At 43.9% G+C, this 21,745-nt stretch carries 21 protein-coding genes; 16 read left to right on the forward strand and 5 right to left on the reverse strand.

The genetic code is table 11. The features are described from left to right. Nucleotides 1–29: 29 nt before the first annotated feature. Nucleotides 30–668 carry an arylesterase gene (locus tag H571_RS0110160; RefSeq protein ID WP_036218102.1) on the reverse strand — a complete coding sequence of 213 codons (639 nt, stop codon included), beginning with the start codon at nucleotides 666–668 and terminating at the stop codon, nucleotides 30–32. On the opposite strand from H571_RS0110160, the gene H571_RS0110165 reads away from it, so the two are divergent. The 4 genes from H571_RS0110165 to H571_RS0110180 all read left to right on the forward strand — a co-directional run bounded on the left by H571_RS0110165 (nucleotide 667) and on the right by H571_RS0110180 (nucleotide 5,678). Next, entirely contained in the window at nucleotides 667–1,401 is a 735-nt protein-coding gene (locus H571_RS0110165; protein WP_027849211.1) for an ABC transporter ATP-binding protein, read from the forward strand. The two genes, H571_RS0110160 and H571_RS0110165, sit on opposite strands and share 2 nt — an antisense overlap. Beyond that, a complete protein-coding gene (locus tag H571_RS0110170) occupies nucleotides 1,398–3,899 on the forward strand; it encodes an ABC transporter permease (protein WP_027849212.1) in 2,502 nt (833 codons plus the stop codon). Before H571_RS0110165 ends, H571_RS0110170 begins: the two co-directional genes overlap by 4 nt. A gap of 105 nt (nucleotides 3,900–4,004) precedes the next feature. Further along, nucleotides 4,005–5,357, forward strand: coding sequence for a DUF3422 family protein (locus H571_RS14900; protein WP_036218104.1), 1,353 nt, complete (start codon nucleotides 4,005–4,007; stop codon nucleotides 5,355–5,357). 6 nt (nucleotides 5,358–5,363) lie between these two features. Beyond that, nucleotides 5,364–5,678, forward strand: a complete 315-nt coding sequence (locus H571_RS0110180; protein ID WP_027849213.1) for a BolA family protein — start codon at nucleotides 5,364–5,366, stop codon at nucleotides 5,676–5,678. Between the two features lie 26 nt (nucleotides 5,679–5,704). On the opposite strand, the gene H571_RS0110185 is transcribed toward H571_RS0110180, so the two are convergent. Continuing rightward, entirely contained in the window at nucleotides 5,705–5,929 is a 225-nt protein-coding gene (locus tag H571_RS0110185; protein ID WP_027849214.1) for a SlyX family protein, read from the reverse strand. Nucleotides 5,930–6,046: 117 nt separating this feature from the next. On the opposite strand from H571_RS0110185, the gene H571_RS16215 reads away from it, so the two are divergent. From H571_RS16215 to H571_RS0110200, 3 genes are read left to right on the forward strand one after another with little or no spacing between them, the layout of a single operon-like run. Next, complete coding sequence (locus H571_RS16215) at nucleotides 6,047–6,508, forward strand: cold-shock protein (protein WP_027849215.1); 462 nt, start codon at nucleotides 6,047–6,049, stop codon at nucleotides 6,506–6,508. Nucleotides 6,509–6,531: 23 nt separating this feature from the next. Beyond that, complete coding sequence (locus tag H571_RS0110195) at nucleotides 6,532–7,281, forward strand: hypothetical protein (RefSeq protein ID WP_027849216.1); 750 nt, start codon at nucleotides 6,532–6,534, stop codon at nucleotides 7,279–7,281. A gap of 27 nt (nucleotides 7,282–7,308) precedes the next feature. Then, nucleotides 7,309–7,914, forward strand: a complete 606-nt coding sequence (locus H571_RS0110200) for a hypothetical protein (protein ID WP_169445773.1) — start codon at nucleotides 7,309–7,311, stop codon at nucleotides 7,912–7,914. A gap of 1 nt (nucleotide 7,915) precedes the next feature. Here H571_RS0110200 and H571_RS0110205 read toward each other — a convergent pair whose 3' ends face one another. Both H571_RS0110205 and H571_RS0110210 read right to left on the reverse strand, forming a co-directional pair. After that, on the reverse strand, nucleotides 7,916–8,386 hold the full coding sequence (locus H571_RS0110205; protein WP_027849218.1) for a hypothetical protein: 471 nt from the start codon (nucleotides 8,384–8,386) through the stop codon (nucleotides 7,916–7,918). Further along, nucleotides 8,386–9,201 carry a hypothetical protein gene (locus tag H571_RS0110210; RefSeq protein WP_027849219.1) on the reverse strand — a complete coding sequence of 272 codons (816 nt, stop codon included), beginning with the start codon at nucleotides 9,199–9,201 and terminating at the stop codon, nucleotides 8,386–8,388. Before H571_RS0110210 ends, H571_RS0110205 begins: the two co-directional genes overlap by 1 nt. A 144-nt stretch (nucleotides 9,202–9,345) precedes the next feature. Here H571_RS0110210 and prfB point away from each other — a divergent pair. After that, a protein-coding gene (prfB, locus tag H571_RS0110215) for a peptide chain release factor 2 (RefSeq protein WP_156887865.1) occupies nucleotides 9,346–10,444 on the forward strand; the annotation gives its coding sequence in 2 pieces (ribosomal slippage) (nucleotides 9,346–9,420 and nucleotides 9,422–10,444; 1,098 coding nt in all). A 4-nt stretch (nucleotides 10,445–10,448) separates the two neighbouring features. Continuing rightward, complete coding sequence (gene lysS, locus H571_RS0110220) at nucleotides 10,449–11,945, forward strand: lysine--tRNA ligase (protein ID WP_027849221.1); 1,497 nt, start codon at nucleotides 10,449–10,451, stop codon at nucleotides 11,943–11,945. Nucleotides 11,946–11,977: 32 nt separating this feature from the next. Here lysS and H571_RS0110225 read toward each other — a convergent pair whose 3' ends face one another. Next, nucleotides 11,978–13,507, reverse strand: a complete 1,530-nt coding sequence (locus H571_RS0110225; protein ID WP_051168281.1) for a Ppx/GppA phosphatase family protein — start codon at nucleotides 13,505–13,507, stop codon at nucleotides 11,978–11,980. Between the two features lie 157 nt (nucleotides 13,508–13,664). Here H571_RS0110225 and trxA point away from each other — a divergent pair, with 157 nt between their 5' ends. From trxA to H571_RS0110260, 7 genes are all read left to right on the forward strand, one after another. Further along, on the forward strand, nucleotides 13,665–13,991 hold the full coding sequence (gene trxA / locus H571_RS0110230) for a thioredoxin TrxA (protein ID WP_027849223.1): 327 nt from the start codon (nucleotides 13,665–13,667) through the stop codon (nucleotides 13,989–13,991). Nucleotides 13,992–14,305: 314 nt separating this feature from the next. Beyond that, nucleotides 14,306–15,565 (forward strand): transcription termination factor Rho, encoded by a 1,260-nt coding sequence (rho, locus tag H571_RS0110235; protein WP_027849224.1) that lies wholly within the window; start codon nucleotides 14,306–14,308, stop codon nucleotides 15,563–15,565. A 242-nt stretch (nucleotides 15,566–15,807) separates the two neighbouring features. Beyond that, a complete protein-coding gene (gene ubiD, locus H571_RS0110240; RefSeq protein ID WP_027849225.1) occupies nucleotides 15,808–17,277 on the forward strand; it encodes a 4-hydroxy-3-polyprenylbenzoate decarboxylase in 1,470 nt (489 codons plus the stop codon). 35 nt (nucleotides 17,278–17,312) lie between these two features. Beyond that, nucleotides 17,313–18,035, forward strand: coding sequence for a ferredoxin reductase domain-containing protein (locus H571_RS0110245; RefSeq protein WP_027849226.1), 723 nt, complete (start codon nucleotides 17,313–17,315; stop codon nucleotides 18,033–18,035). Next, the gene (gene folM, locus H571_RS0110250) at nucleotides 18,007–18,759 is read left to right on the forward strand and encodes a dihydromonapterin reductase (protein ID WP_245562343.1); all 753 of its coding nucleotides are present in this window, start codon (nucleotides 18,007–18,009) and stop codon (nucleotides 18,757–18,759) included. The genes H571_RS0110245 and folM overlap by 29 nt, the downstream gene beginning before the upstream one ends. Nucleotides 18,760–18,843: 84 nt before the next feature. After that, complete coding sequence (locus tag H571_RS16220; RefSeq protein ID WP_156887866.1) at nucleotides 18,844–19,542, forward strand: methyl-accepting chemotaxis protein; 699 nt, start codon at nucleotides 18,844–18,846, stop codon at nucleotides 19,540–19,542. 65 nt (nucleotides 19,543–19,607) lie between these two features. Further along, nucleotides 19,608–21,743 carry a SulP family inorganic anion transporter gene (locus tag H571_RS0110260; protein WP_027849229.1) on the forward strand — a complete coding sequence of 712 codons (2,136 nt, stop codon included), beginning with the start codon at nucleotides 19,608–19,610 and terminating at the stop codon, nucleotides 21,741–21,743. Nucleotides 21,744–21,745 lie beyond the last annotated feature (2 nt).

Below are 21,745 nucleotides of genomic sequence, written 5' to 3' on the forward strand. Positions count from 1 at the left end.
CTCCAAATGTCATAGATATTTAATACACCTTAATTCAATAGGGCTTTTAACTCAAGCCATACCGTTTCAAGAATTATTGGTTGGGCTTCGGCTGTTGGATGCAGCCCATCAGCCTGCATTAAGCTGGGTTTATCTGCTACACCTTCAAGTAAAAACGGAACTAAAGGTAGCTGGTGTTTTTTAGCCAAGTTAGGGTAGGTTTGTTCAAACTGAGCTAAATAAGCAGGGCCATAATTAGGTGGTAGCAAGATGCCAATTAGCATAACCTTAGCACCACTTTCTTGACTTAAAGTTAACATTTTTTCTAGGTTGTTAGAAATAAGTTTAGGTGGTAGCCCTCGCAAACCATCATTTGCTCCTAGTTCTAAAAGAACCAAGTCTGGCTGGTGTTGTCTTAGTAGCCCAGGTAGACGCGTGAGTCCACCACTGGTAGTTTCACCACTAATAGAAGCATTAACCACCTGCCAGTTAGTTTGGTTTTTTAATCGTTCTTCTAGCAAGCTTACCCAGCCAGCAGAGGCAGGAAGGTTATAGGCAGCACTTAAGCTGTCCCCCATTACTAAAATGACGGGTCGTTCGGCTGCTTGCAAGGAGCCAGAATTCATTAATAAGAGAAGCAAAAATGCAGCCAACCAGCTGATAACTTTGTTTTTCCATGGATAGAACATGACATCAAACCCCTTAGCAACAAACGTAACAAATAAAAGCACTGAAACAGCAAGTTTACTTCAAGCTAAAAACTTAGGTTACAGCGTGGCGCAAGATGAGTCACCACTGGTTATTCTTCATAACCTAAATTTAAACATTCATTCGGGTGAACAACTAGCCATTTTAGGCCCTTCAGGTGCAGGAAAATCGACCCTCTTAGCACTCTTGGCAGGTTTAGACACACCCACCCAAGGTGAGCTTTTGTGGCGTGGCAAGCCGTTTAGTTCCCTAGATGAAGATGCCCGTGCAGCGGTAAGGGCCAAAGAGGTGGGCTTTATTTTTCAATCCTTCCAATTATTGCCTGAACTAAGCGCGTTAGAAAACGTGATGCTGCCTTTGGAATTAAAAGGTGACCCTAAGGCCAAAGAGCAGGCGGCAGAATGGTTGGCTAAGGTGGGTTTAAGTCAGCGCATAAAACACCGCCCCAGCCAGCTTTCGGGTGGCGAACAACAAAGGGTCGCCATTGCCCGTGCTTTTGTTGCCCAGCCACAAGTGCTGTTTGCTGATGAACCCACGGGTAACCTAGATGTGGACAATGGCCGTAAGGTCGCCAATTTATTGTTTGAACTAAAAGCCAGCACAGCCCAAGCCATGACACTGATTCTAGTAACTCATGATCGTCAACTAGCTCAACGCTGCCAGCGCATCTTGCAGCTAGAGGCAGGTCAGCTAGTTGCAGAGACAAGCACATGATGGGCGATTTAAAATTTACCGCCCACCAAACCTGGCGCAGCGTTAAAGCAGGTGAATACCGTGTTTTATTAGCGTCACTTATTTTAGCCGTTGCCTGTGCCACACTTTTAGGGGTGGTGGGTGAACGCATTCAAGGTGCGCTAGGCGAAGAAACTGCCCGAATTGCCGGCGGTGATTTAATTATTTCTGGCCGCAAACCTGCCAGTTTAGAACTTAAACAAAGCTTTACAGCAGCTAATTTAAACTGGTCAGAAAAAGTACAACTTACCAGCATGGCCAGTTTTGGTAATGAATTTTTATTGGTCAGTCTGAATGGTGTCGACAGCCATTACCCCTTGCTGGGTGAAGTGCGTTTGCAGGGCCAAGACAATAAAACGTGGAAGCAAAGCCAGCCACCTGCCTTGGGTGAAATTTGGATGGAGCCCGGCCTAGCTTTGCGCTTAGGTGCTCAGCTGGGTGAAGCAGTAAATGTGGGTGGGGTTAGTTTTCAGTTAACGGCGCTGTTACTTGAAACACCCGACCAAAGTGGTGGTTTTTCTAGTTTTTCGCCTAAAGCTTTGGTGCATTTAGACAGCCTAGAAGGTAGCCCTTTGTTGGGCAGTTTAAGCCGTGCTAGCTGGCGTTTGGGTGTGACAGGCGATGCAACCCTGCTTAGTAAGTTGGCGCTTATCCTGCCAGAAAAGTTAGAAGGCCATCAGCAGTTAAGGGATTTTGAAGAAAGCCAACCGGGCATTGCCCGTGCCATGAATGAAGGGCAGCGCTACTTGGCTATGGCTGGTTTGGTCGCGGTTTTATTAGCAGCACTGGCGGTTGCTTTAGCAACCCAGCGTCAAACCAAACGCCAAGCAAAAGAAGTAGCTCTACTACGCTGCCTTGGGCAAACAAGAGCAAGGGTACAAAAGCTACTACTGCTACAACTTTTTTGGTTAGGTTTAGCAGCAGGAGGTATAGGTGGCCTGTTAGGTTATTTAGGTCACTGGGGATTAATTGAATTGCTTAGCCCAGTGCTGCCGTTAGCTTTACCTGCTGCCAGCTTTAAGCCGATGTTTGCTGCCATAATTTTAGCCTTATGGTTGTTGTTGGGTTTCTCTTTAGCCCCTTTATTAAGCTTGGGGCAGGTCAGCCCCTTGGCCGTTTTGCAGTCTCGCCCTTGGCAATTAAGTTATTCCGCTTGGCTTACCTACGGTTTGGCAGGCGTGGCAACCTTAGGCTTGGGCTGGTGGTTATCCGGCGACTGGTTGTTAACCTTGTGGACTTTGGCAGGTCTTGCGGCGGTTGGTTTATTGGTGGCAGGTTTGGGTTGGTTATTGCTGCGTTTACTGATGAGCCAGCTAGAAAACCTGCCTTGGTATTGGCGGCAAGGTTTACGCCGTTTAGGGCGCAATTCAGCAGAAACCCTGTTGCAGTTGAGCACTTTTACCCTAGCTTTTACTGCGGTTTTATTAGTGGCAAGGGGTGGTGATCAGTTGATGAATGATTGGCAAAACCAATTGCCAGCCGAGCGCCCTAACCAGTTTGCGGTAGACATCCAGCCCTATGAAAAACAAGCCTTTGCCGCAGTATTAGATGAACAAGGCTTAGCCCACAGCCAACTTTACCCTTTATTAAGGGCACGCTTAACTCATATTAATGGTAAAGAAGCAGTAGAAGCAGTGCCCGATTCAGCGGCCAGCGACAATGCACTTAGGCGTGAATTAAACCTAACTTGGAGCGAAGCCCTGCCTGAAGGCAACACCCTTAAAGCCGGAGTTTGGTGGCCTAATTTACCAGCAGCTAAAGCTGATATTTTACCTGTGTCGGTTGAAGCCGATGTTGCCAAGCGTTTGAACTTAACACTCGGCGATAAGCTCACCTTTAATATGGCTGGCAGCCCTGTGCAAACCAGCATTGCCAGTATTCGTGAAGTGAAGTGGGAAAGCTTTAACCCTAACTTTTATGTTATTTTTCCGCCCAAGGTGCTGGAAGACCAAGCGCATACCTTTTTGGCTAGCTTTGTGTTGCCAGAAGACGAAGCCGGTTTTATGCGCAGCTTAACCCAGCAGTTCCCGGGTGTGGCATTTTTAGATGTAAGAGCCATGCTAGCGCAGGCCGAAGGCATATTACGCCAGCTGAGTTTAGGCGTGCAGTATTTGCTGGGTTTTGTGTTGTTGGCCGGTTTATTAGTCACTTGGGCGCTAATGATGGCCAGCCTAGATGCACGCAAACGTGAGCAGGTATTGCTTAAAGTGCTGGGGGCTTCACGGCGCAATTTAGCCTCTCGCCAGGCCTTAGAGTTTTTACTATTAGGCGCTTTGGCTGGTACTTTGGCGGCGCTGTTAGGTGAGCTACTTTACAGCTTAATTGCTGGCAAACTGCTTAACTTGCCTTGGTCAGCTGCGCCGCTATTTTGGGTTTTACCACCGCTGGTGGGCGCTTTACTGCTGGCTGGTTTTGCGCATTTAGCCTTGCGTAAGTCGTTGCAAACAGCGCCGCACCAGCTTCTAAAAGAGCTAAGTTAGTCATTAATAAAACAAGCTAAGCCTGTGGTTTAGCGTCTCAGCTACTTGCGGTTCACCTTAGAGCCTTGCATTATGCACTACTACTAATGCAACTAAGGTGAGCCCTTGTCTGTTACTACTTCGCCCAATCGTTTAGCACTACCTAAGCTTCATCCAGCGCGTGATTCCCTTTATCACGAGCTGCATGCTAGGCCTTTTCCTGTTATTGGTAGCCCAGTGCGTGTTTCTCACCTTGCACTCTTATTAGATGAAGACGATAAACAGGCAGACTTTGACCACCTTTGTGAGCTTTGTCACCGTTATGGCGTTAACCCACCTTCGTCACAAGAAAATAGTTTTTACCAGCAGTTAGGTGATTTAAAAGTACGTTGGGAAAGGCACCTAGAGTTTGTAACCTATACTTTTATTCGTTCTGGCAAAAGTGAAGAAGCCTTTGCGCAACCCGCTTTATCGCTTCTTCCAGCCGATTGGTTAGAAAACATTCCTGGGCAACTGGTCGCAGGCTTACACCTAGAGGTTCAAGCTGCTGAAGACAAACCCCTAGATAGAGAAGAACTGGCAGACTGCTTTGAAGGTCAACGCTTGGTGAGTGGTCGATTAATGGAAGGTGCGGCAACCCTATGGAGTGCTTTTCGCTTACATGGCGACGGTTGCGGTCGCATCTTACTGCACAATCATGAGTTAAATGATAATCAAGCAGGTCGGTTGATTTTGCGTGTTTTAGAACTAGAAACCTACCGCCTAATGGCTTTATTAGGTGCGCGACCAGCAAGGGATTTAGCACCCATTTTACGTCAGTTAGATCAACAACTTGCCAATATTATAACGCGCCTGTCGGTTACAGAAGGTTTGGAAGATGAGCGCAGGTTGTTAGGTGAGCTAACCATTATGGCAGCACAAATTGAGCGACATAGCGCAGATACCATTTCCCGCTTTTCAGCCACTCAAGCCTATTATCAGCTGGTAATGCGCCGATTAGACGAGCTGAAAGAAAGTGAGAATGTTCCTAATTTCACACTTAAAGCATTTTTTGCACGCCGCTTAACACCCGCAGCCAACACTTGTGAGTCTACTAGTCGCCGTTTAGAAGATTTAGCTGCACGCATAGAGCGTGCTGGCGACCTTATTCGTACGCGAGTTGATCTTAAGTTAGAAGAACAAAACCGCCGCTTACTTGCATCTATGAATCGTCGCTCTAGAGTACAGCTACGTATGCAAGAAACCGTTGAAGGTTTGTCTATTGCAGCAATCAGTTACTATGGCGTTAGTTTGTTAGGTTATTTGTTTGGAGCATTAGAGCCGCTAGGCTTACCCATTAATGTTAATGTTGCTAAAGCAGCAGCTGTACCACTAGTGGTGGGCAGTGTTTGGTGGGTAACAAGACGCATTAAAAAATTTATAGTAGAAGCCAGTGACCCAGAAAGAGAAGGTCACCGCTCAGGATCAGAAGAAAGGTAAAAGACAATGGCAAAAGTAGAAGCAGCAATACGTAGTAAGTTAGAAACAGCCTTGCAGCTAGAATTTATAGCAATAGAAAATGAAAGTGACCAACATGCTGGCCCACCGGGTCGCGAAAGCCATTTTAAGCTGACTTTAGTTAGCGAAGACTTTAATGGACTACTAGCGGTAAAACGCCATCAAAAAATTTATGGGCTACTTGCAGAAGAAATGGCAGGACCTGTTCACGCTTTAGCGCTGCACCTGCATACACCTAAAGAATGGTTAGCCAAGGGTGAACAGCGTCCAGATTCACCCAATTGCTTAGGGGTAGGGAGTTAGTATTTTATAGCACTGGGTCAAGTGGTTTAATAATGCGGTGGCCTTTCATCGGCAGCCGTGGGCTGGTCGCCTTGCTGTTCATTTGCTTGTTGTATTTCTTTAAAGCGCTGCGCCATTAGTTGCAGTTGCTCTTGCAACACTAGGATGTCACGTTGCTGCAAAATTACCTGCTGGTTTAGCTGCTCAATTAGGTCATCTTGGAAAGCAAGTTGTGATTCTAAGCCTATGAGACGTTTTTCGTATTGCTTCATATCACTTTACCTCTTACCTTGTATAAGCATTTGTCGTCAGACGTGGTTATAATGTGTACCGGTTAATTAATGCCGTTTACTTTTTTTTCCCTAGTACCTTGGATTTAGAGAAACTATATGTTGAATAATACACTGATAAGAAATGTTCTGGTGAGCCTTCTAGTTGCTTTGCTTGCCCCTGTTTTGCTACCTCTGCTACTCGCTTCCCCAGACTTTGCTTTTGATGCTTCTGCTGCAATTAAAGTCTACCTAATGGTTTTTGCTCTTCTCTTTTTAGCAGCAACGCTTAACGAATTATTACGCGCTAAAGCGAGTCAAATTAACTACGAATCCGCCTATGCCGATAACGAAGAGCAGGATAACGATGCAAGTCGTGAAGAAGGCATAGTGAAATGGTTCAATATCAATAAGGGTTATGGCTTTATCATACGCGACAGTGGTGGAGAGGTTTTTGTCCATTTTCGTTCTATCCGTGGCACAGGTCATCGTACGCTACGTGAAGGCCAGAAAGTTAAATTCTCTTCTGTAGAAGGAGAAAAAGGCTTACAGGCTGAAGATGTTTCTATTCTTAGCCGTTAAGTCTTAAGAAAGGTCACTTTAAGTTGAATAAACTATTACTCGCTTTAGCAGCCAGCTTTTTGTTGGCAGCTGAAGCTGCTTATGCAAAGCAAGACCAGTCAGCCTTATTTTTAACGCCTTCTTTGGGTTACACCTATATCTCACAAGAAGCGAGTGATGCCGATTATGACTTAAACGGTAATATTTATATGCTTAATGTTGACTTAGAAATCATTAGCAATGGCATGGCCTACCACCGTTTAAGCCTAGGTCACAACTTTGCAGGCAGTGCTACGCAAGAATATGCAAAGGTTAAGGAAGACACAGAAATAGACCAAGCCCAAGCTTCTTATCATGTTGGAGTGATGAACTTATCCAGCTTTACGGGTGATTTTTCTTTATGGACAGGCTTAGGTTGGCAAGCAACAAAAATGACCAGCAAGGCCCTAACGGGTTTAGAACCTGAAATCACGCGTATGCATTATATGTATGTGCCTTTTGGTATTGAGCTAGCTCTGCACCATGCAGCAAGTAGTTATTGGGTTATAGGCAGTGAATACCGTTTGGTAATGCGTGGTTGGGAGAAATATCAAACGTTAGATGCCAGTCACCCGCAGCAAACCGATATGCTTGCTTATTCTGCTTGGGTTGGAATGGACTATATAACAACGAATAAACGCGCTTTAACAACCCGGTTAAGCTTTGATCAGTGGAAAGTTGATTCTGCCATGGAAGATGAGATTGCAGACAGCAACTTAAAGCTGATTAATTTTGAACTAGGCGTAAGATTCTAATTTAACTACTTGGTGTTGGAGATGGGCGTGCGTCTAGTTGCTTTTTTTAGCTTGTTTTTACTGGTTAGCCCTAGTGTGCTAGCTGAAACAGAAATGCTTAGCCGTTTTGGTGTAACCCTTTATTTACCCGACAACTGGCGCTTACTAAGCCTAGATGAGTTAAATGCTGTAGATGAAGCAGATAGCTTAAGTAAAGAGTCGGTCGATGTGCAGCTAAAAGGGCGGGAAAAGCTATCCAAAACTATGCAAGCTGGTAACTTAGAGCTTATTTTTAATACTGAAAAGGTTAAAAATACTGGCGGCTTCTATGACAATATCACCTTAATAGAAACCCAAGACCAAGTACCTGAAGCCGCAGCACAAATAAAATCAACCTGTGCCGCCTTACCAAGCCTGCTGAGTCGTACACTAGGGCGAGAAGTTAAGCTAGATACTTGTGAAGGTCGTAGTGTGCAAGACTACCCAGCATTTGTGCTTTCTTATGCTGGCGATACCGCCAACACTCGCATTATTCAATATATGTTGCAGCTAGAACAAAACCGAAGCCTTGTGCTGACGCTGACCTATCATAATGAAAGCTTGGCAGCAGTTGAAGATTTTGAATCCGCTGTACAAGGCTTAAGGTTTAACTAATCTAAAAATAAGTGCCCTTAGGGTCTTGTAGCTTAATTTTGCCCTCTTGTACTTGCTTGTCTAAATGATTAAAAAAAGGTGCTAGTACCTGTGCAAGTTCTTCTGTTGCAGAAAGCTTAGATTGTAAATAAAGCGCTTCTTCTTCTACTTGGCTAATACGGCGTTGTGATAAGTTTTCTCTTAAAGCTTTAGCAAGGGGTTTGCCTCTAAACCTGCGTAACAAACAAGCCAAGGCTTCTAAAGAAGCTTCATTTAAAAGTAATTGCCGCTCCCTGATACCTAATAACATAAGGCTTTCAAGCAGCGTAAGATAAAAGCTGTTAATGAGTTTTTGTGTTTCTTGTTCAGCTACACCTAACTGTTCATTTAGAGTTGCTGTTAGCAATAAGCCTTCATGTAAATTCATTTGTAGTGTTAAAGACTGGTCTTGCAGCTCTAGCTGACCATTGTTAACCCTAGGGACAAGGCTCATCATTTCTTCCTGTTTTTAAGTAGTTTCTTTAAATCTTTTAACTCTTGATTCAACTTAGCCAGTAGGCTTCTTAACTCTGCTTCATCTACCCTTGCTTGGCTTTTACTTTCTAGTTGTTGGTAATTTTTTTCAGGCAGAATGCTTTGTAGCTGAGTAAAGAAGCTGGTGATCTCTAGCATTCTACAAGCTGAAAATACTAAAACTAACTCTTTGCCACCTAGCCCTTTCAAAATAAGCCTTAAATTGGAGCGGGGCAGTTCACTTAGGTTGGTAAGGAAGGTGGTTGCGCGGGTGTTAAAGCTAGAACTGCTAGCAAGCGAATTAGTTGTTTCGGTTTCTTCATCAAGCGGTGTTGGGTTAAGGGCTTGGATAAGTGGCTGCAAAGCTTCTAACGCTGTAACAACTTCGGCAATAGATGAAGCAGGTTCAGTGTTTAGCTGATTAGTAAACTCCTCAAGGCTAGTAAAAATAGGCGACTGAATTTGACCTATAGCTTTTAACAGGCGTTTAGCTAATTCAGGTTGTTCTTTTTTAGTAAAACGAACCAAGGCTAACCAGTGAGGTTGGTGGCTGGCCTGAATAACTTGCATTAGTTGTTCGTTATCCAGCTCTAAAAGGTTGGCAAGAACACTTTTTAACTTTTCTAGCTTAGTTGTTAAATCTTGCCAGTAGTTAGGCTGCTCGTAGAGGGCATTTAATAACACCTCGGCAAGCTCATCTTTTAAGGCCGTGACTTGAGAAGAATTGAGCGAGGCACGGCAAGCACCAAGATTTAATTCAAACTTATCGGCTGAAGCGTTAACACTGATATCCATAGGTAACTCTTAAGTTAGTAACAACAAATCTACCACTAGTCTAACGGCTTGGTTATAGGATGCTAGCCGCTAGCAGGGGATTTGGGTAAAATAGCACGTTTATTTATATAAATTCATCTTACCCTGTTGGAGCAAGCCTTCCTTATGTTGGAAATTAACCCGCTAGTCTCCCTAATCAAAAACCTGCAAGAACGCACCCAAGTTCTTAGGGGGTATCTTTGACTATGCCGAGAAAAAAGATCGATTAGAAGAAGTCACTCGTGAATTAGAGCAGCCAGACGTTTGGAATGCACCAGAACGTGCTCAGGCACTAGGTAAAGAGCGCTCTGATTTAGAAAGCCTTGTTAATATTTTTGAAAACTTAGCTACTGGCCTAGTTGATGCTAAAGATCTGTTAGAGTTGGCTGGCGCTGAAGACGATGAGGAAACTTATCAAGCCGTTGAAGCCGATTTAAACGAATTGCAAAAACAGTTGGAAGGCTTAGAGTTTCGCCGTATGTTTTCGGGTGAAATGGACGCTAATTCAGCTTTCTTGGAAATTCAAGCAGGCTCAGGTGGTACAGAAGCCCAAGACTGGGCAGAAATGCTCTTGCGTATGTATTTGCGCTGGGCTGATGACCATGAGTTTAAGGCTGAAATAGTCGAGATTTCAGCAGGTGATGTTGCGGGTATTAAGTCTGCCACTATTAGTGTAGAAGGAAGTTATGCTTATGGTTGGTTAAGAACGGAAACCGGCGTGCACCGTTTAGTGCGTAAAAGCCCATTTGACTCAGGCGGTCGCAGGCACACTTCGTTTACTTCTGTGTTTGTTTCGCCTGAGGTAGACGACAGCTTTGAAATAGATATTAACCCAGCCGATTTACGCATTGATGTTTACCGTGCCTCGGGTGCAGGTGGACAGCACGTTAACCGAACCGAATCAGCGGTGCGTATTACTCACCTGCCCACCAATACCGTAGTGGCTTGTCAGGCTGGGCGATCGCAGCACCAAAACAAAGACTTTGCTATGAAACAGCTAAAGTCACGTTTATTTGAACTAGAAATGCACAAGCGTAATGCTGAAAAGCAAAAGCTTGAAGATTCAAAATCAGACATAGGTTGGGGCAGCCAAATCCGCTCCTATGTTTTAGATGATTCACGTATTAAGGACTTGCGTACCAATATAGAAACACGCAATACCCAGGCCGTGTTAGATGGTGACCTGGATAAATTCATTGAAGCCAGTTTAAAGCAAGGTCTATAAAGCTATGACAACCCCGACTACCCCTGATTTAGAAGAAGAGAATAAGCTAGTAGCAGAACGCCGCACTAAGTTAGCGGCGCGACGCGAACAGGGTAATGCTTTTCCTAACACTTTTCGCCGTGATGCCTACGCTGGTGACTTACAGCGCGAGCTAGGTGAGAAAACCAAAGAAGAATTAGCCGAACTAAATAAGCGCGTTAAGGTTGCTGGCCGCATTATGCGGATGCGTGGCCCTTTTATTGTTATTCAAGATGCCAGTGGTCAAATTCAGCTTTATGTTAATAAAAAAGGCTTAGCAGAAGAACAGCAGCAAGACATTAAAACTTGGGATATTGGTGATTTAGTTGCTGCTGAAGGTGTTATGCACCTTTCAGGTAAAGGCGATTTGTACGTCTTTATTGAAGAAAGCCAGCTACTCACTAAAAGCTTGCGTCCGCTGCCCGATAAGTTTCATGGTTTGTCCGATACCGAAATTCGCTATCGCCAGCGCTATGTTGATTTAATCGTTAACCCAGAATCACGTGCTACTTTCAAAGCCCGTTCTAAAATTATTAGCGGTATTCGCCGCTTTATGGAAGACCACGAGTTTATGGAAGTAGAAACGCCCATGCTGCAAGCCATTCCTGGTGGTGCTACGGCACGTCCTTTTGTAACTCACCATAATGCGCTAGACCAAGATATGTACCTACGTATTGCACCAGAGCTTTATTTGAAGCGTTTGGTGGTGGGTGGCTTTGAAAGGGTTTATGAAATTAACCGCAACTTCCGTAACGAGGGGCTTTCAACCCGCCATAACCCAGAATTCACCATGATAGAGTTCTATTGGGCTTATGCCGATTACCAAGAGTTAATGACCTTTACCGAACAGCTATTAAAAGCGCTAGCAGAAGAAGTGTTAGGTACTACGCAAGTACCTTATCAGGGTGAAGTTTATGACTTTGGCAAACCCTTTGAGCGCCTAACCATGAAAGAAGCCATTATTAAACATGGTAAAGGCATTAGTGAAGCAGATTTAGCGACCCGTGAAGCAGCAGCGGCAGTAGCAAAAAGCCTGAAAATTGAAGTGCAAGCCATTTGGGGCTTGGGCCGTATTATTACCGAAATTTTTGAAGAAGTAGCGGAAACTCAGTTGCGACAGCCAACCTTTATTACTGCCTACCCAGCTGAAGTATCGCCCTTGGCACGCCGTAATGATGAAGACCCAGAAGTAACCGATCGCTTTGAATTCTTTATTGGTGGCCGTGAAATTGCCAATGGTTTCTCGGAATTAAACGATGCAGAAGACCAGCGAGACCGTTTCTTAGAACAGGTAGCCGAAAAAGAAGCGGGTGACGATGAAGCCATGTTCTACGATGCCGACTATATACGCGCCCTAGAATACGGTATGCCGCCGACAGCAGGTGAAGGGATAGGTATTGACAGGCTAGTGATGATTTTCACTGATAGCCCGTCGATTCGTGATGTATTGCTTTTCCCTGCCATGCGCCCAGAAGTTGATTAGGTGTTAGCTTTAAGTAGCAAATAAGAAGCAGGCTAGCTAAAACCTAGCTCAAAGCCTGCTTCTTCTAAATAAGCTGCTTCTGCTTCTAAATCATTTCTTAATAAAGGTTGTTCTTCCAGCCAGCCCTCAGCAAAGGTTAGCTGCATGGCTTCCTTAGAATTACTGTTATCGATACTGATACGAAAATCTAAAAAAGGCGTTTCAGGGCGGCTAGGGTGGAGCAATACAGCTAAGCGCAATAAGCGTGCTAAACGCTGTAGTTTTAATTGATCTTCAGGTGTAAAAATACTGAATTCCGCTAAAGGGAATTTACGGCGGTGACAACGAATTAAAACAGAAACCATTTGTTGTTGTGGGCGGGTAAAACCGGCTAAATCGGCATAGCGCACCAAATAAGCCCCGTGTTTATGGTATTGCGTATGGGCTACACTTAAACCAATTTCATGCAAAATACTTGCCCATTCCAGCTTGTTGCGCCATTTTTGACCAGCTAAGCCCCAAGTGTTGGCAACCTGATCTAAAGCATGAAGTGCCGCAGTGGTTACTAGGTGACTTTGTGAGTTATCTATTTGAAAACGCTCAGACACAGACCTAACAGTACGAACACGCACATCTTCATCTGTACCATTGCCTAATAATTCGTAAAGCACCCCTTCACGTAGTGCACCATCGGAATACTCCATGCTACTAATGTCTAGGGCTTCAAAAAGTGCAAGGCAGATAGCTAAACCAGCAGGTACAAGACTGACTCTTTCTGGGCGAATGCCATAGACAACCCATTGTTCTGGGCTACCTGTTGCTAGCAGGTCTTGGTAGAGCTGTTTTAAACCAGCTAAAGTAAGGGTGGCGAACTTACCCTTGCCAAGAATAAGTGACAGGGTTTTCATGCTGCCAGAGCTACCGTGTGCTAGTTGCCAGCCTTTATTGCAAAAGCGTTTTTGAATATGCAGCAGTTCGCCACGCGCTGCTAGGTAAGCTTTTTGGAAGTCGATAGCGTTAACTGTTGGACTAGTAAAATAACGGCTTGCATAACTAACACAGCCCATGTGCAGGCTTTCAAGTAGTAGAGGGTCTTTGCCTTCACCGATTATAAATTCAGTACTGCCACCACCTATATCAACGACTAGGCGCCTTTCAGTTACCTTGGGATTAGAGTTAACCACACCAACATAAATTAAACGCGCTTCTTCACGGCCAGCAATAATTTCAATGGGAAACCCTAAAATTTCTTCTGCCCTAACAATAAACTCTTTAGCATTGTGCGCCGCTCTAAGGGTATTGGTGGCCACTAGTGTGACCTGGCTTTCGTTTAGTCCTTGTAAGAAAGGTGCCATTAGCTTCAAACAGGCTAAGCCACGCTGCTGAGCTGCTTCACTTAAGTGGTTGTTGGCATCTAAGCCCGCAGCTAGTTGAACCTTTTCGCCCATACGCTTAATAACACTGAGTTCACCTTTTACTTTACGTGCTAGTAACAGGTGGAAGCTATTAGACCCTAAATCTAATGAAGCAACCAAGTCGCCTTCTGATAGGGTATCTAAGCTAGTTGTGGGCTTGTTGGTCATAAAAATTATCCATAGCGCAAGGATCAAGGGAGTCGTTTGAGCGCAAAGATAACATCAAAAGACTTAAGTTTATATTCTTACGGCTTCAGGTGAGCTAAAGAGGGTGATATGATGCATTATATTATTTGATGAATAAGTTCCCAATGGAGAACCGACTATGAGTGCTAACATCCTCAATACTAGTGATGCAAACTTCGAAGACGATGTAGTAAAAGCAGAACTTCCCGTTCTGGTTGACTACTGGGCAGAATGGTGTGGTCCATGCAAAATGATCGCTCCTGTTTTAGAAGAAGTTGCCAGCGAGTACGAAGGCCGCTTAGCTGTTTGTAAGCTAAATATTGATGAAAACACCGATACCCCAGCACGTTTTGGTATTCGTGGCATTCCTACCTTAATGATTTTTAAAGGTGGTGAGATAGTAGCAACCAAGGTAGGCGCACTATCTAAGTCTCAGTTATCTGCTTTTGTAGACGCTAATCTATAATTGCAATAATAAGCTCTGCACGCAAAAACTCTAATTAAAGTGTTGCGTGCAGAAACAGCTTAAGGCAAGATAGACCTCGCTTGGTGCAGCAAGGCTTTATTCAGCACCGTTTTTAATTTTCTTTCCGCATCAAATCGTACCAAACGAATGTTACGGAATAGCCGACCTGCCCTTAGTGCTTCAATAGCAACCAATCAGAATGAGCAATAAGCGCCTCGCTCAATCTATTAATCTTTTGTGCAAGCTCGGTAAATTACTTATCCACCGCCTTACACGGACATTATCTTCTAGTAAGATCACCTATATAAAAACCCATGAATCTGACCGAACTCAAGCAGAAATCCGTTACTGAACTAATGGACATAGCCAACGAGATGGGCATCGAACACGTTGCGCGTACTCGTAAACAGGACATCATCTTTGGAATTCTTAAGCGCCATGCTAAAAGTGGTGAAGATATCTACGGTGATGGCGTACTGGAAATTTTGCAGGATGGCTTCGGCTTTCTGCGCTCATCAGACTCCTCTTACTTAGCTGGGCCCGATGATATCTATGTTTCACCCAGCCAAATTCGCCGATTTAATTTACGTAAAGGCGACAGTATTGCAGGTAAAATACGACCACCTAAAGACGGTGAACGTTATTTTGCACTACTTAAAGTTGATTCCATTAATTTTGACCGCCCAGACAACGCCAAGCATAAAATCCTCTTTGAAAACCTAACCCCTTTATTTCCAGATGAACGCATGATTATGGAAGTGGGTAACGGTTCTAGCGAAGATTTAACTGCTCGAATTATTGATTTAGTTTCACCCATAGGTAAAGGTCAGCGTGGCTTAATTGTTTCTCCGCCTAAAGCCGGTAAAACATTAATGCTACAAAATGTAGCCAATTCAATTAAACGTAATAATCCTGAATGCCATTTAATTGTTTTATTAATTGATGAGCGCCCAGAAGAAGTAACTGAAATGCAGCGCACTGTGCGCGGTGAGGTGGTTGCTTCTACTTTTGATGAACCACCAGCGCGTCACGTTCAAGTTGCTGAAATGGTTATCGAAAAAGCTAAGCGTTTGGTTGAACACAAGCTAGACGTTATTATTCTTTTAGACTCGATTACCCGTTTAGCGCGTGCTTACAACACGGTTATTCCTAGCTCTGGCAAGGTTTTAACCGGTGGTGTTGATGCACATGCTTTAGAAAAGCCTAAGCGTTTCTTTGGTGCTGCACGTAATATTGAAGAAGGCGGTAGCTTAACCATTATCGCTACAGCTTTGGTTGATACTGGCTCGAAGATGGATGAAGTTATTTTTGAAGAGTTTAAGGGTACGGGTAATATGGAAGTACACCTAGACCGTAAAGTAGCTGAAAAACGTATCTATCCTGCTATCAATATTCGTCGTTCTGGCACACGCCGTGAAGATTTACTAGCCACTGAAGAAGAGCTACAGCGTATGTGGATTCTACGCAAGCTGCTTAATCCTATGGAAGACGTGGCTGCCACTGAATTCTTGGTTGATCGCTTAAAAAGCACTAAAATCAATATGGAATTTTTTGAGGCGATGAAGCGTAAGTAACTAAGCAGCTAAATTTAATTTAGAGAAGCCATTTTCAGGGCGCTGTGAATACTTCCATGTAAGCTCTACTGCAGCATCCCTGCTGCAGAAGCCTGAAAACTAGTCTTCTCTAACTTACTACCTGCGATTGGTACGGAAGACACAAGCATTAAAGCTTATGCCTACTTGAGCGGCAGTAAATAAGTAATTTTAAGGCAAGCCTTCTGGCTTGCCTTTTGCACATTAAGAGGTTTTAAATCCAGATGATTTATAAGGATTTACGCGACTTTATCCAGCAGCTTGAAGCAAGGGGCTTGTTGAAGCGGGTTCAGCAGGAGGTAGATCCTTATTTGGAAATGACCGAAATTGCCGACCGTACTTTGCGTGCTGGTGGCCCTGCTATTTTGTTTGAAAACCCCAAAGGCCATACCCTGCCAGTTTTGGCTAACTTGTTTGGTACAACTGAACGAGTGGCTTTGGGTATGGGTGCTGAATCGACCGAAGCGCTGCGTGAAATTGGTAAGTTATTAGCCTATTTAAAAGAGCCAGACCCGCCCAAGGGTTTGAAAGACGCTTGGGAAAAACTGCCTATTTTCAAAAAAGTACTCACCATGAGCCCTAAGGTGCTAAAAAAAGCACCCTGCCAAGAAGTAATTCTTGAAGGCGATGAGGTGGATCTTTATAAACTACCCATCATGCACTGCTGGCCAGGCGATGCAGCGCCGTTAGTAACCTGGCCTTTGGTGATTACTCAGGGTAAAAAAGATGGTCGTGAAAACCTGGGTATTTATCGCCAGCAATTATTAGCCAAAAATAAGCTAATTATGCGTTGGTTAGCCCACCGTGGTGGTGCGTTAGACTTCCAAAAATTCTGCCGTGAAAACCCTGGCAAGCGCTTCCCTGTTTGTGTGGCTTTGGGCGCAGACCCTGCCACTATTTTAGGTGCGGTAACGCCTGTGCCCGACACCCTGTCTGAATATGCTTTTGCTGGTTTATTACGTGGCACTAAAACGGAACTGGTTAAATCCATTGGTTATGACTTGCGTGTGCCTGCTTCAGCAGAAATTATTTTAGAAGGTTATATCGAGCCGGGTGAACTAGCGCCTGAAGGCCCTTTTGGTGACCATACTGGCTATTATAATGAAGTGGATGACTTTCCTGTGTTTACGGTGGAACGCATTACCCGCCGTAAAGATGCTATTTATCATTCTACCTACACTGGCCGTCCACCCGATGAGCCAGCGATTTTAGGTGTGGCACTCAACGAAGTGTTTGTGCCTATTCTGCAAAAACAATTCCCAGAAATTACTGATTTTTACCTGCCGCCGGAAGGTTGCTCTTACCGTATGGCCGTAGTGACCATTAAAAAACAATACCCAGGCCACGCTAAGCGGGTGATGTTGGGTGTGTGGAGTTTTTTACGTCAGTTTATGTACACCAAGTTTGTAATAGTCACAGACGATGATATTAACGCCCGCGACTGGAAGGATGTGATTTGGGCGATTACTACACGGATGGACCCTTCTCGCGATACGGTATTAATTGATAACACACCCATTGATTATTTAGATTTTGCTTCACCTGTTTCTGGCTTGGGTTCAAAAATGGGTATGGATGCTACCAATAAATGGCCGGGTGAAACCGACCGAGAATGGGGTACTTGCATAACTATGACCGAAGAAGTGAAAACCCGTGTTGATAGTATTTGGGATGAGCTAGGTTTAGATAGCTAAGTTTGGACAGTTAGTTAAAAAGATAAGGAAGAAGAATGAATCAAGTTGTTTGCAGTGCAAGCCTTCACCAGTTGCAAGCCTTAACAGATAACGTTTACCGAGTAATCTTACAGCTTGAAAGCGCTGCTAACTTTCAGCCAGGCCAGTACATGGAAATTCAGGTAGCTGGCAACCACTGGCAAGCGTTTTCATTGGCCTGCTTACCGGGAAGCAATCAAGTTGAGCTACACATTCAGCATTTGCCAGAACGTGAAAACTCAGTAGCACTGTTTAAGCAGCTTAATTCAGGTGAACCCCTTCAAGTTCGTTTGGCTTCTGGTGAATGCACTTTACAGGGTAAAGATCGCCCACTGACGCTAGTGGCAGCTGGTACGGGCTTTGCACAAATTAAAGCCTTGGTAGAAAGCTTAATAGAAAAAAACTGGCAGTCAGCCGTTAATTTTTATTGGGCGGCTAAAAACCCAGCAGGGCTTTATGATTTAGAAACAGCCTTAGCTTGGCAAAATAAACTAGCAGATTTTACCCTGATTGCTATTGTCGAAGAAGCACCCGAAGGTTGGCAGGGTGAAGTAGGGCGAGTAACCGATGTACTAGCCAATGATTACGATGAAGCCAATTCAGCCGCAACGCTTGAAGGTTTTATTTGTGGTTCACCTAATATGGTTTACGCCGTTGAAGACTTGTTAATGGAACAGGGTATGCCAGCGCGTGGCTTGCTTAGCGATGCACATGCCTATGCACCTAGAAGCTATGAATAGTAATTCTCCTGTTTTAATTACTGGTGCAGCCCAACGCAGCGGTTTACACCTAGCCAAACATTTACTAGCGGCTGGACAGCCGGTTATTTTTAGCTACCGCAGCCATAAAGCGGGCGTTGATGAGCTTATTGCTTTGGGCGCACAGGGCATTCAAGCCGATTTTGCGACTGATGAAGAGATACTGGCATTAATTACTTCGGTAAAAAAGCAAACGCCTAGCTTAAGGGCGGTTATTCATAACGCTTCAGATTGGGCTGCTGACGAGCAAGACCTAAGTGACGCTGCCACGGTTTTTAGGCAAATGTTTCAAGTTCACCAACAAGCCCCTTTTTTAATTAACCTAGGGTTAGAGTCTTTACTTTTAGCTTGCGCAGAAAAAACTGGGCAGATGACGGATATCATTCATTTAACCGATGATGTCGTGCGACGAGGCTCAAAAAAACATGCTGCCTACGTTGCTAGTAAGGCGGCTTTACAAAATTTAACGCTATCCTTTGCAAGTCGTTTTGCACCCAAGATAAAAGTAAATGCTATAGCACCTGCATTACTAGCTTTTAACGAAGGTGATGACCTAGCCTACCAAAAAAAAGCGTTGGCTAAGTCACCTTTAGGCATAGCACCAGGCTTTAATGCACTAACTCAAACTGTCGAATTTCTACTAAATCAACCCTATATGACCGGTGCCGTTTTACCCCTAAATGGCGGTCGACATTTGCAAGCTTAAATTAATGAATTGCATTGCTGTTAATCCAGTAGCGGTGTACATTTAATCATGGTTTTTATCTAAACTTTTAAGGTCTTTTTTGACATGAATTCAGAATATAAACAGCAGGACATGGACTACAACACAACAGAGGATACTGCACGAATTTATGAGAGTATTGCTAACCGCATGAACGGCTTTCTTTACCGTAGCCGCCATGACAAAAGCTTTACCATGCTTAATTTAGCGGGTGTTGTTAAAAAAGTAACAGGTTATTCTGAAAAAGACCTATTAGATAATAATCGTCTTTCCTATATGTCACTGATACACCAGGATGACACAGAACGCTTAGATAGAGTAATCGCTCAAGGAATTAAAAATAAAGCTAACTGGAATGTCGATTATCGCATTAAGCGTGCAGATGGCACGATTCAGTGGGTTAATGAGCACGGCGGCCCTGTTTTTAATGACCTAGGCGAGGTTGCTTTTATAGAGGGCGTAATTGCCGATATTAGCCAGCGTAAAGCTGAAGAAAACGAACGCCATAAAAAAATGGAAGATGTAGGCGGAACGAGCAACCAAATCATCAACCAAACACAAAAAATTCTGCAGGTACTAAAAACCTTAAAAATGCTGAGTTTAAATGCCAGCATTGAAGCTGCACGCGCTGGTGAAGCTGGTCGTGGCTTTGCCGTAGTAGCAGACCAAGTAAAAGAGCTAGCCGATGAAACAGGCAAGTCAGCACAATCCATTACCCAGCTAATGGGCGAGTTAGAAGCAAAATTAGTAGAAGCCAGTGACTAGTCAGTAGCTGTATAAGAGCAGTTAAATAACAATAAGACAAAAAAGACTGATAAAGGGAGATTATTATGCTCATCAATAAACGCAGCCTGCTGCAAATAATTCCTGCAGCATTATTATTGAGCTTAATAAGTACCGTACTAGCTTTCTCCTTCGCAGCGATGATGACCCAAACCAATCAGGCAGTTTTATTGCCTGATATGGTTGTGGCTATGTTATTAACTGCTATGATTTCTGCGTTACTTGTAGCCTGGAAAGGAAGCATCGCAGGGCTTATAGGTATCCCCCTCCCAAGTGCTGCCGCCATGTTTGCAGACCTGCTACAAGGCGTTGATCCTTCTGTAGAACAGTTCTGGCTGCTACTTATGCTAAATGGCCTAATGACAGCTGGTTTTATGTTGTTGATGGGAAGTTTAAAACTGAGCCGTATTGTTCGCTATCTGCCTTTGCCTGTACTTGCTGGTTTTTTAGCAGGCATAGGTTGGTTATTTATTAAGGGTGGCTTAGGTTTAACAGGTTTTGATAGCCTAGCGATTAATCAGCTACAAGATACTGCTTTGTGGGTGGCTATTATCTTTGCATTCACTTTATGGTTTTTGCGTGAAAGAGTGCAACCTGCACATTTATTACCTATAGCAACTTTGGTGGGTGGTGTGATAATGGTCACTCTAGCCCCTATGTTGCAGAATCAATCAGCTTGGTTCTTCCAACTAGAAGCCAGCGGCAGCTTGCCCGTGACCGGATATCAATGGATAAAAAGTGGTGCACCTAAGGTAGATTGGGTGCTACTGCCTTGGGGTGCTTTATTAACGCTGGCCTCTATCTCCGTTTTATCTATGCTGTTACAAGCAACTTCTATCGAACTCTTAGCCAAAAAAGATTTAAACCTAGACCAGGAGTTAAGGTTGGCTGGTGGTATGAACTTGCTAACAGCCTTAACCGGCGGTGGTATCGCTTCCTTGTCGCTAAGCCAAACGAGTATGGCAAGGCAGATGCAAGCTAACTACCGGTTAACTGGCATTTTAATAGCTTTACTTCTTCTTGTTGTTATCTTTATACATGAGCATTTGTTGCGCTGGTTACCCTTGCCGCTGGTCGCTGGCTTGCTGATCTTTCAAGGTATGCAGTTTATAAACCAGTGGCTCATTACTTCAGGCCAACGCTTTCCCCGAGCAGATCAAACCGTTATTGCTGTTATTTTTGTAGTAATTGTTTTTCAAGGGTTTTTGGGAGGCGTTTTATTAGGCCTTTTATTGACAGTCTTGCTTTTTATTCGTGAATACAGTCGCTTACAAGTAATCCAGCTAAATACTAACCTTATAGGTTTAACCAGTGGTGTAGAGCGTACTTCCCAAGAGCAGGATTGGTTAGAGTTACAAGCTAATAGAGTAAGAGTTTATCGCTTGAGGGGTTTTTTGTTTTTTGGTACTGCCAACACCTTGATTGAACAAATTAAAAAAGATGTAAAAGATAAGAATGCTTCAATAGAAGCTCTCTTGTTAGACTTTTCACAAGTTAGCAATGCGGATTCCTCTACCGCAAATAGCTTATTACGCTTAAAACAATTTTGTGATGAGCAGAAAATTGGTATTTTTATTACGGGGTTAAAGCAGGTTATTCAACAAAGACTGCAAGCAACGGGCATGGTGTTTAACCAGCCCTCACAAGCTGGAAGCTTACGCTTAACCGATACGCTTGAAGAAGCGTTAGAAACACTTGAAAACAAACTCTTGGAAGAAGCTGATTTAGATGAACAATCACCAGTAAAAATGATGCTACAGCACCGTCTTACCCTAGAAGATAAAGACGTACACAAGCTTTTAGCTTATTTCAAAGAAGAGCACTTTGTTGATGGTGAATGGGTTATCCAAGAAGGGCAAAAAGAGCAGGTTCTTTATATTATTGCCTCAGGCAGTATTGAGGTTGGTTTTGAAGACCCTGCATCAGCACAATGGGTTCGCATTAAAAAAATGCGCCCAGGTACTCTCTTAGGTGAAATGGGGTTGTATTTAAATGAACCTAGGTCTGCCTCTGCAAGAGCCGTAGGCACCACGAGTGCTTTATCTTTAACGCATGTTAGCTTGTCGCAAATGGAAGCGAGGAACCCTGAACTAGCTTTAGTTTTCCACCGCTTTGTTGTGCTAATGCAATCGGAAAGATTAAGAGAAAGCAATCAGCGTATCTACTCGCTATTACAAGATTAATA

It is taken from the genome of Marinospirillum minutulum DSM 6287, assembly GCF_000422325.1.
In the GTDB taxonomy this organism is placed as follows: Bacteria; Pseudomonadota; Gammaproteobacteria; order Pseudomonadales; family Halomonadaceae; genus Marinospirillum; species Marinospirillum minutulum.

What these genes read in the sequence shown, in the direction of transcription:
- H571_RS0110225 (WP_051168281.1), bottom strand. Translation starts at nt 13,507, where the DNA reads ATGACCAACAAGCCCACAACTAGCTTAGATACCCTATCAGAAGGCGAC.
- ubiD (WP_027849225.1), top strand. Translation starts at nt 15,808, where the DNA reads ATGATTTATAAGGATTTACGCGACTTTATCCAGCAGCTTGAAGCAAGG.
- folM (WP_245562343.1), top strand. Translation starts at nt 18,007, where the DNA reads ATGCCTATGCACCTAGAAGCTATGAATAGTAATTCTCCTGTTTTAATT.
- H571_RS0110260 (WP_027849229.1), top strand. Translation starts at nt 19,608, where the DNA reads ATGCTCATCAATAAACGCAGCCTGCTGCAAATAATTCCTGCAGCATTA.
- H571_RS0110165 (WP_027849211.1), top strand. Translation starts at nt 667, where the DNA reads ATGACATCAAACCCCTTAGCAACAAACGTAACAAATAAAAGCACTGAA.
- trxA (WP_027849223.1), top strand. Translation starts at nt 13,665, where the DNA reads ATGAGTGCTAACATCCTCAATACTAGTGATGCAAACTTCGAAGACGAT.
- H571_RS0110185 (WP_027849214.1), bottom strand. Translation starts at nt 5,929, where the DNA reads ATGAAGCAATACGAAAAACGTCTCATAGGCTTAGAATCACAACTTGCT.
- H571_RS0110180 (WP_027849213.1), top strand. Translation starts at nt 5,364, where the DNA reads ATGGCAAAAGTAGAAGCAGCAATACGTAGTAAGTTAGAAACAGCCTTG.
- H571_RS16220 (WP_156887866.1), top strand. Translation starts at nt 18,844, where the DNA reads ATGAATTCAGAATATAAACAGCAGGACATGGACTACAACACAACAGAG.
- H571_RS0110205 (WP_027849218.1), bottom strand. Translation starts at nt 8,386, where the DNA reads ATGAGCCTTGTCCCTAGGGTTAACAATGGTCAGCTAGAGCTGCAAGAC.
- lysS (WP_027849221.1), top strand. Translation starts at nt 10,449, where the DNA reads ATGACAACCCCGACTACCCCTGATTTAGAAGAAGAGAATAAGCTAGTA.
- rho (WP_027849224.1), top strand. Translation starts at nt 14,306, where the DNA reads ATGAATCTGACCGAACTCAAGCAGAAATCCGTTACTGAACTAATGGAC.
- H571_RS0110245 (WP_027849226.1), top strand. Translation starts at nt 17,313, where the DNA reads ATGAATCAAGTTGTTTGCAGTGCAAGCCTTCACCAGTTGCAAGCCTTA.
- H571_RS16215 (WP_027849215.1), top strand. Translation starts at nt 6,047, where the DNA reads ATGTTGAATAATACACTGATAAGAAATGTTCTGGTGAGCCTTCTAGTT.
- H571_RS0110160 (WP_036218102.1), bottom strand. Translation starts at nt 668, where the DNA reads ATGTTCTATCCATGGAAAAACAAAGTTATCAGCTGGTTGGCTGCATTT.
- H571_RS0110170 (WP_027849212.1), top strand. Translation starts at nt 1,398, where the DNA reads ATGATGGGCGATTTAAAATTTACCGCCCACCAAACCTGGCGCAGCGTT.
- H571_RS0110210 (WP_027849219.1), bottom strand. Translation starts at nt 9,201, where the DNA reads ATGGATATCAGTGTTAACGCTTCAGCCGATAAGTTTGAATTAAATCTT.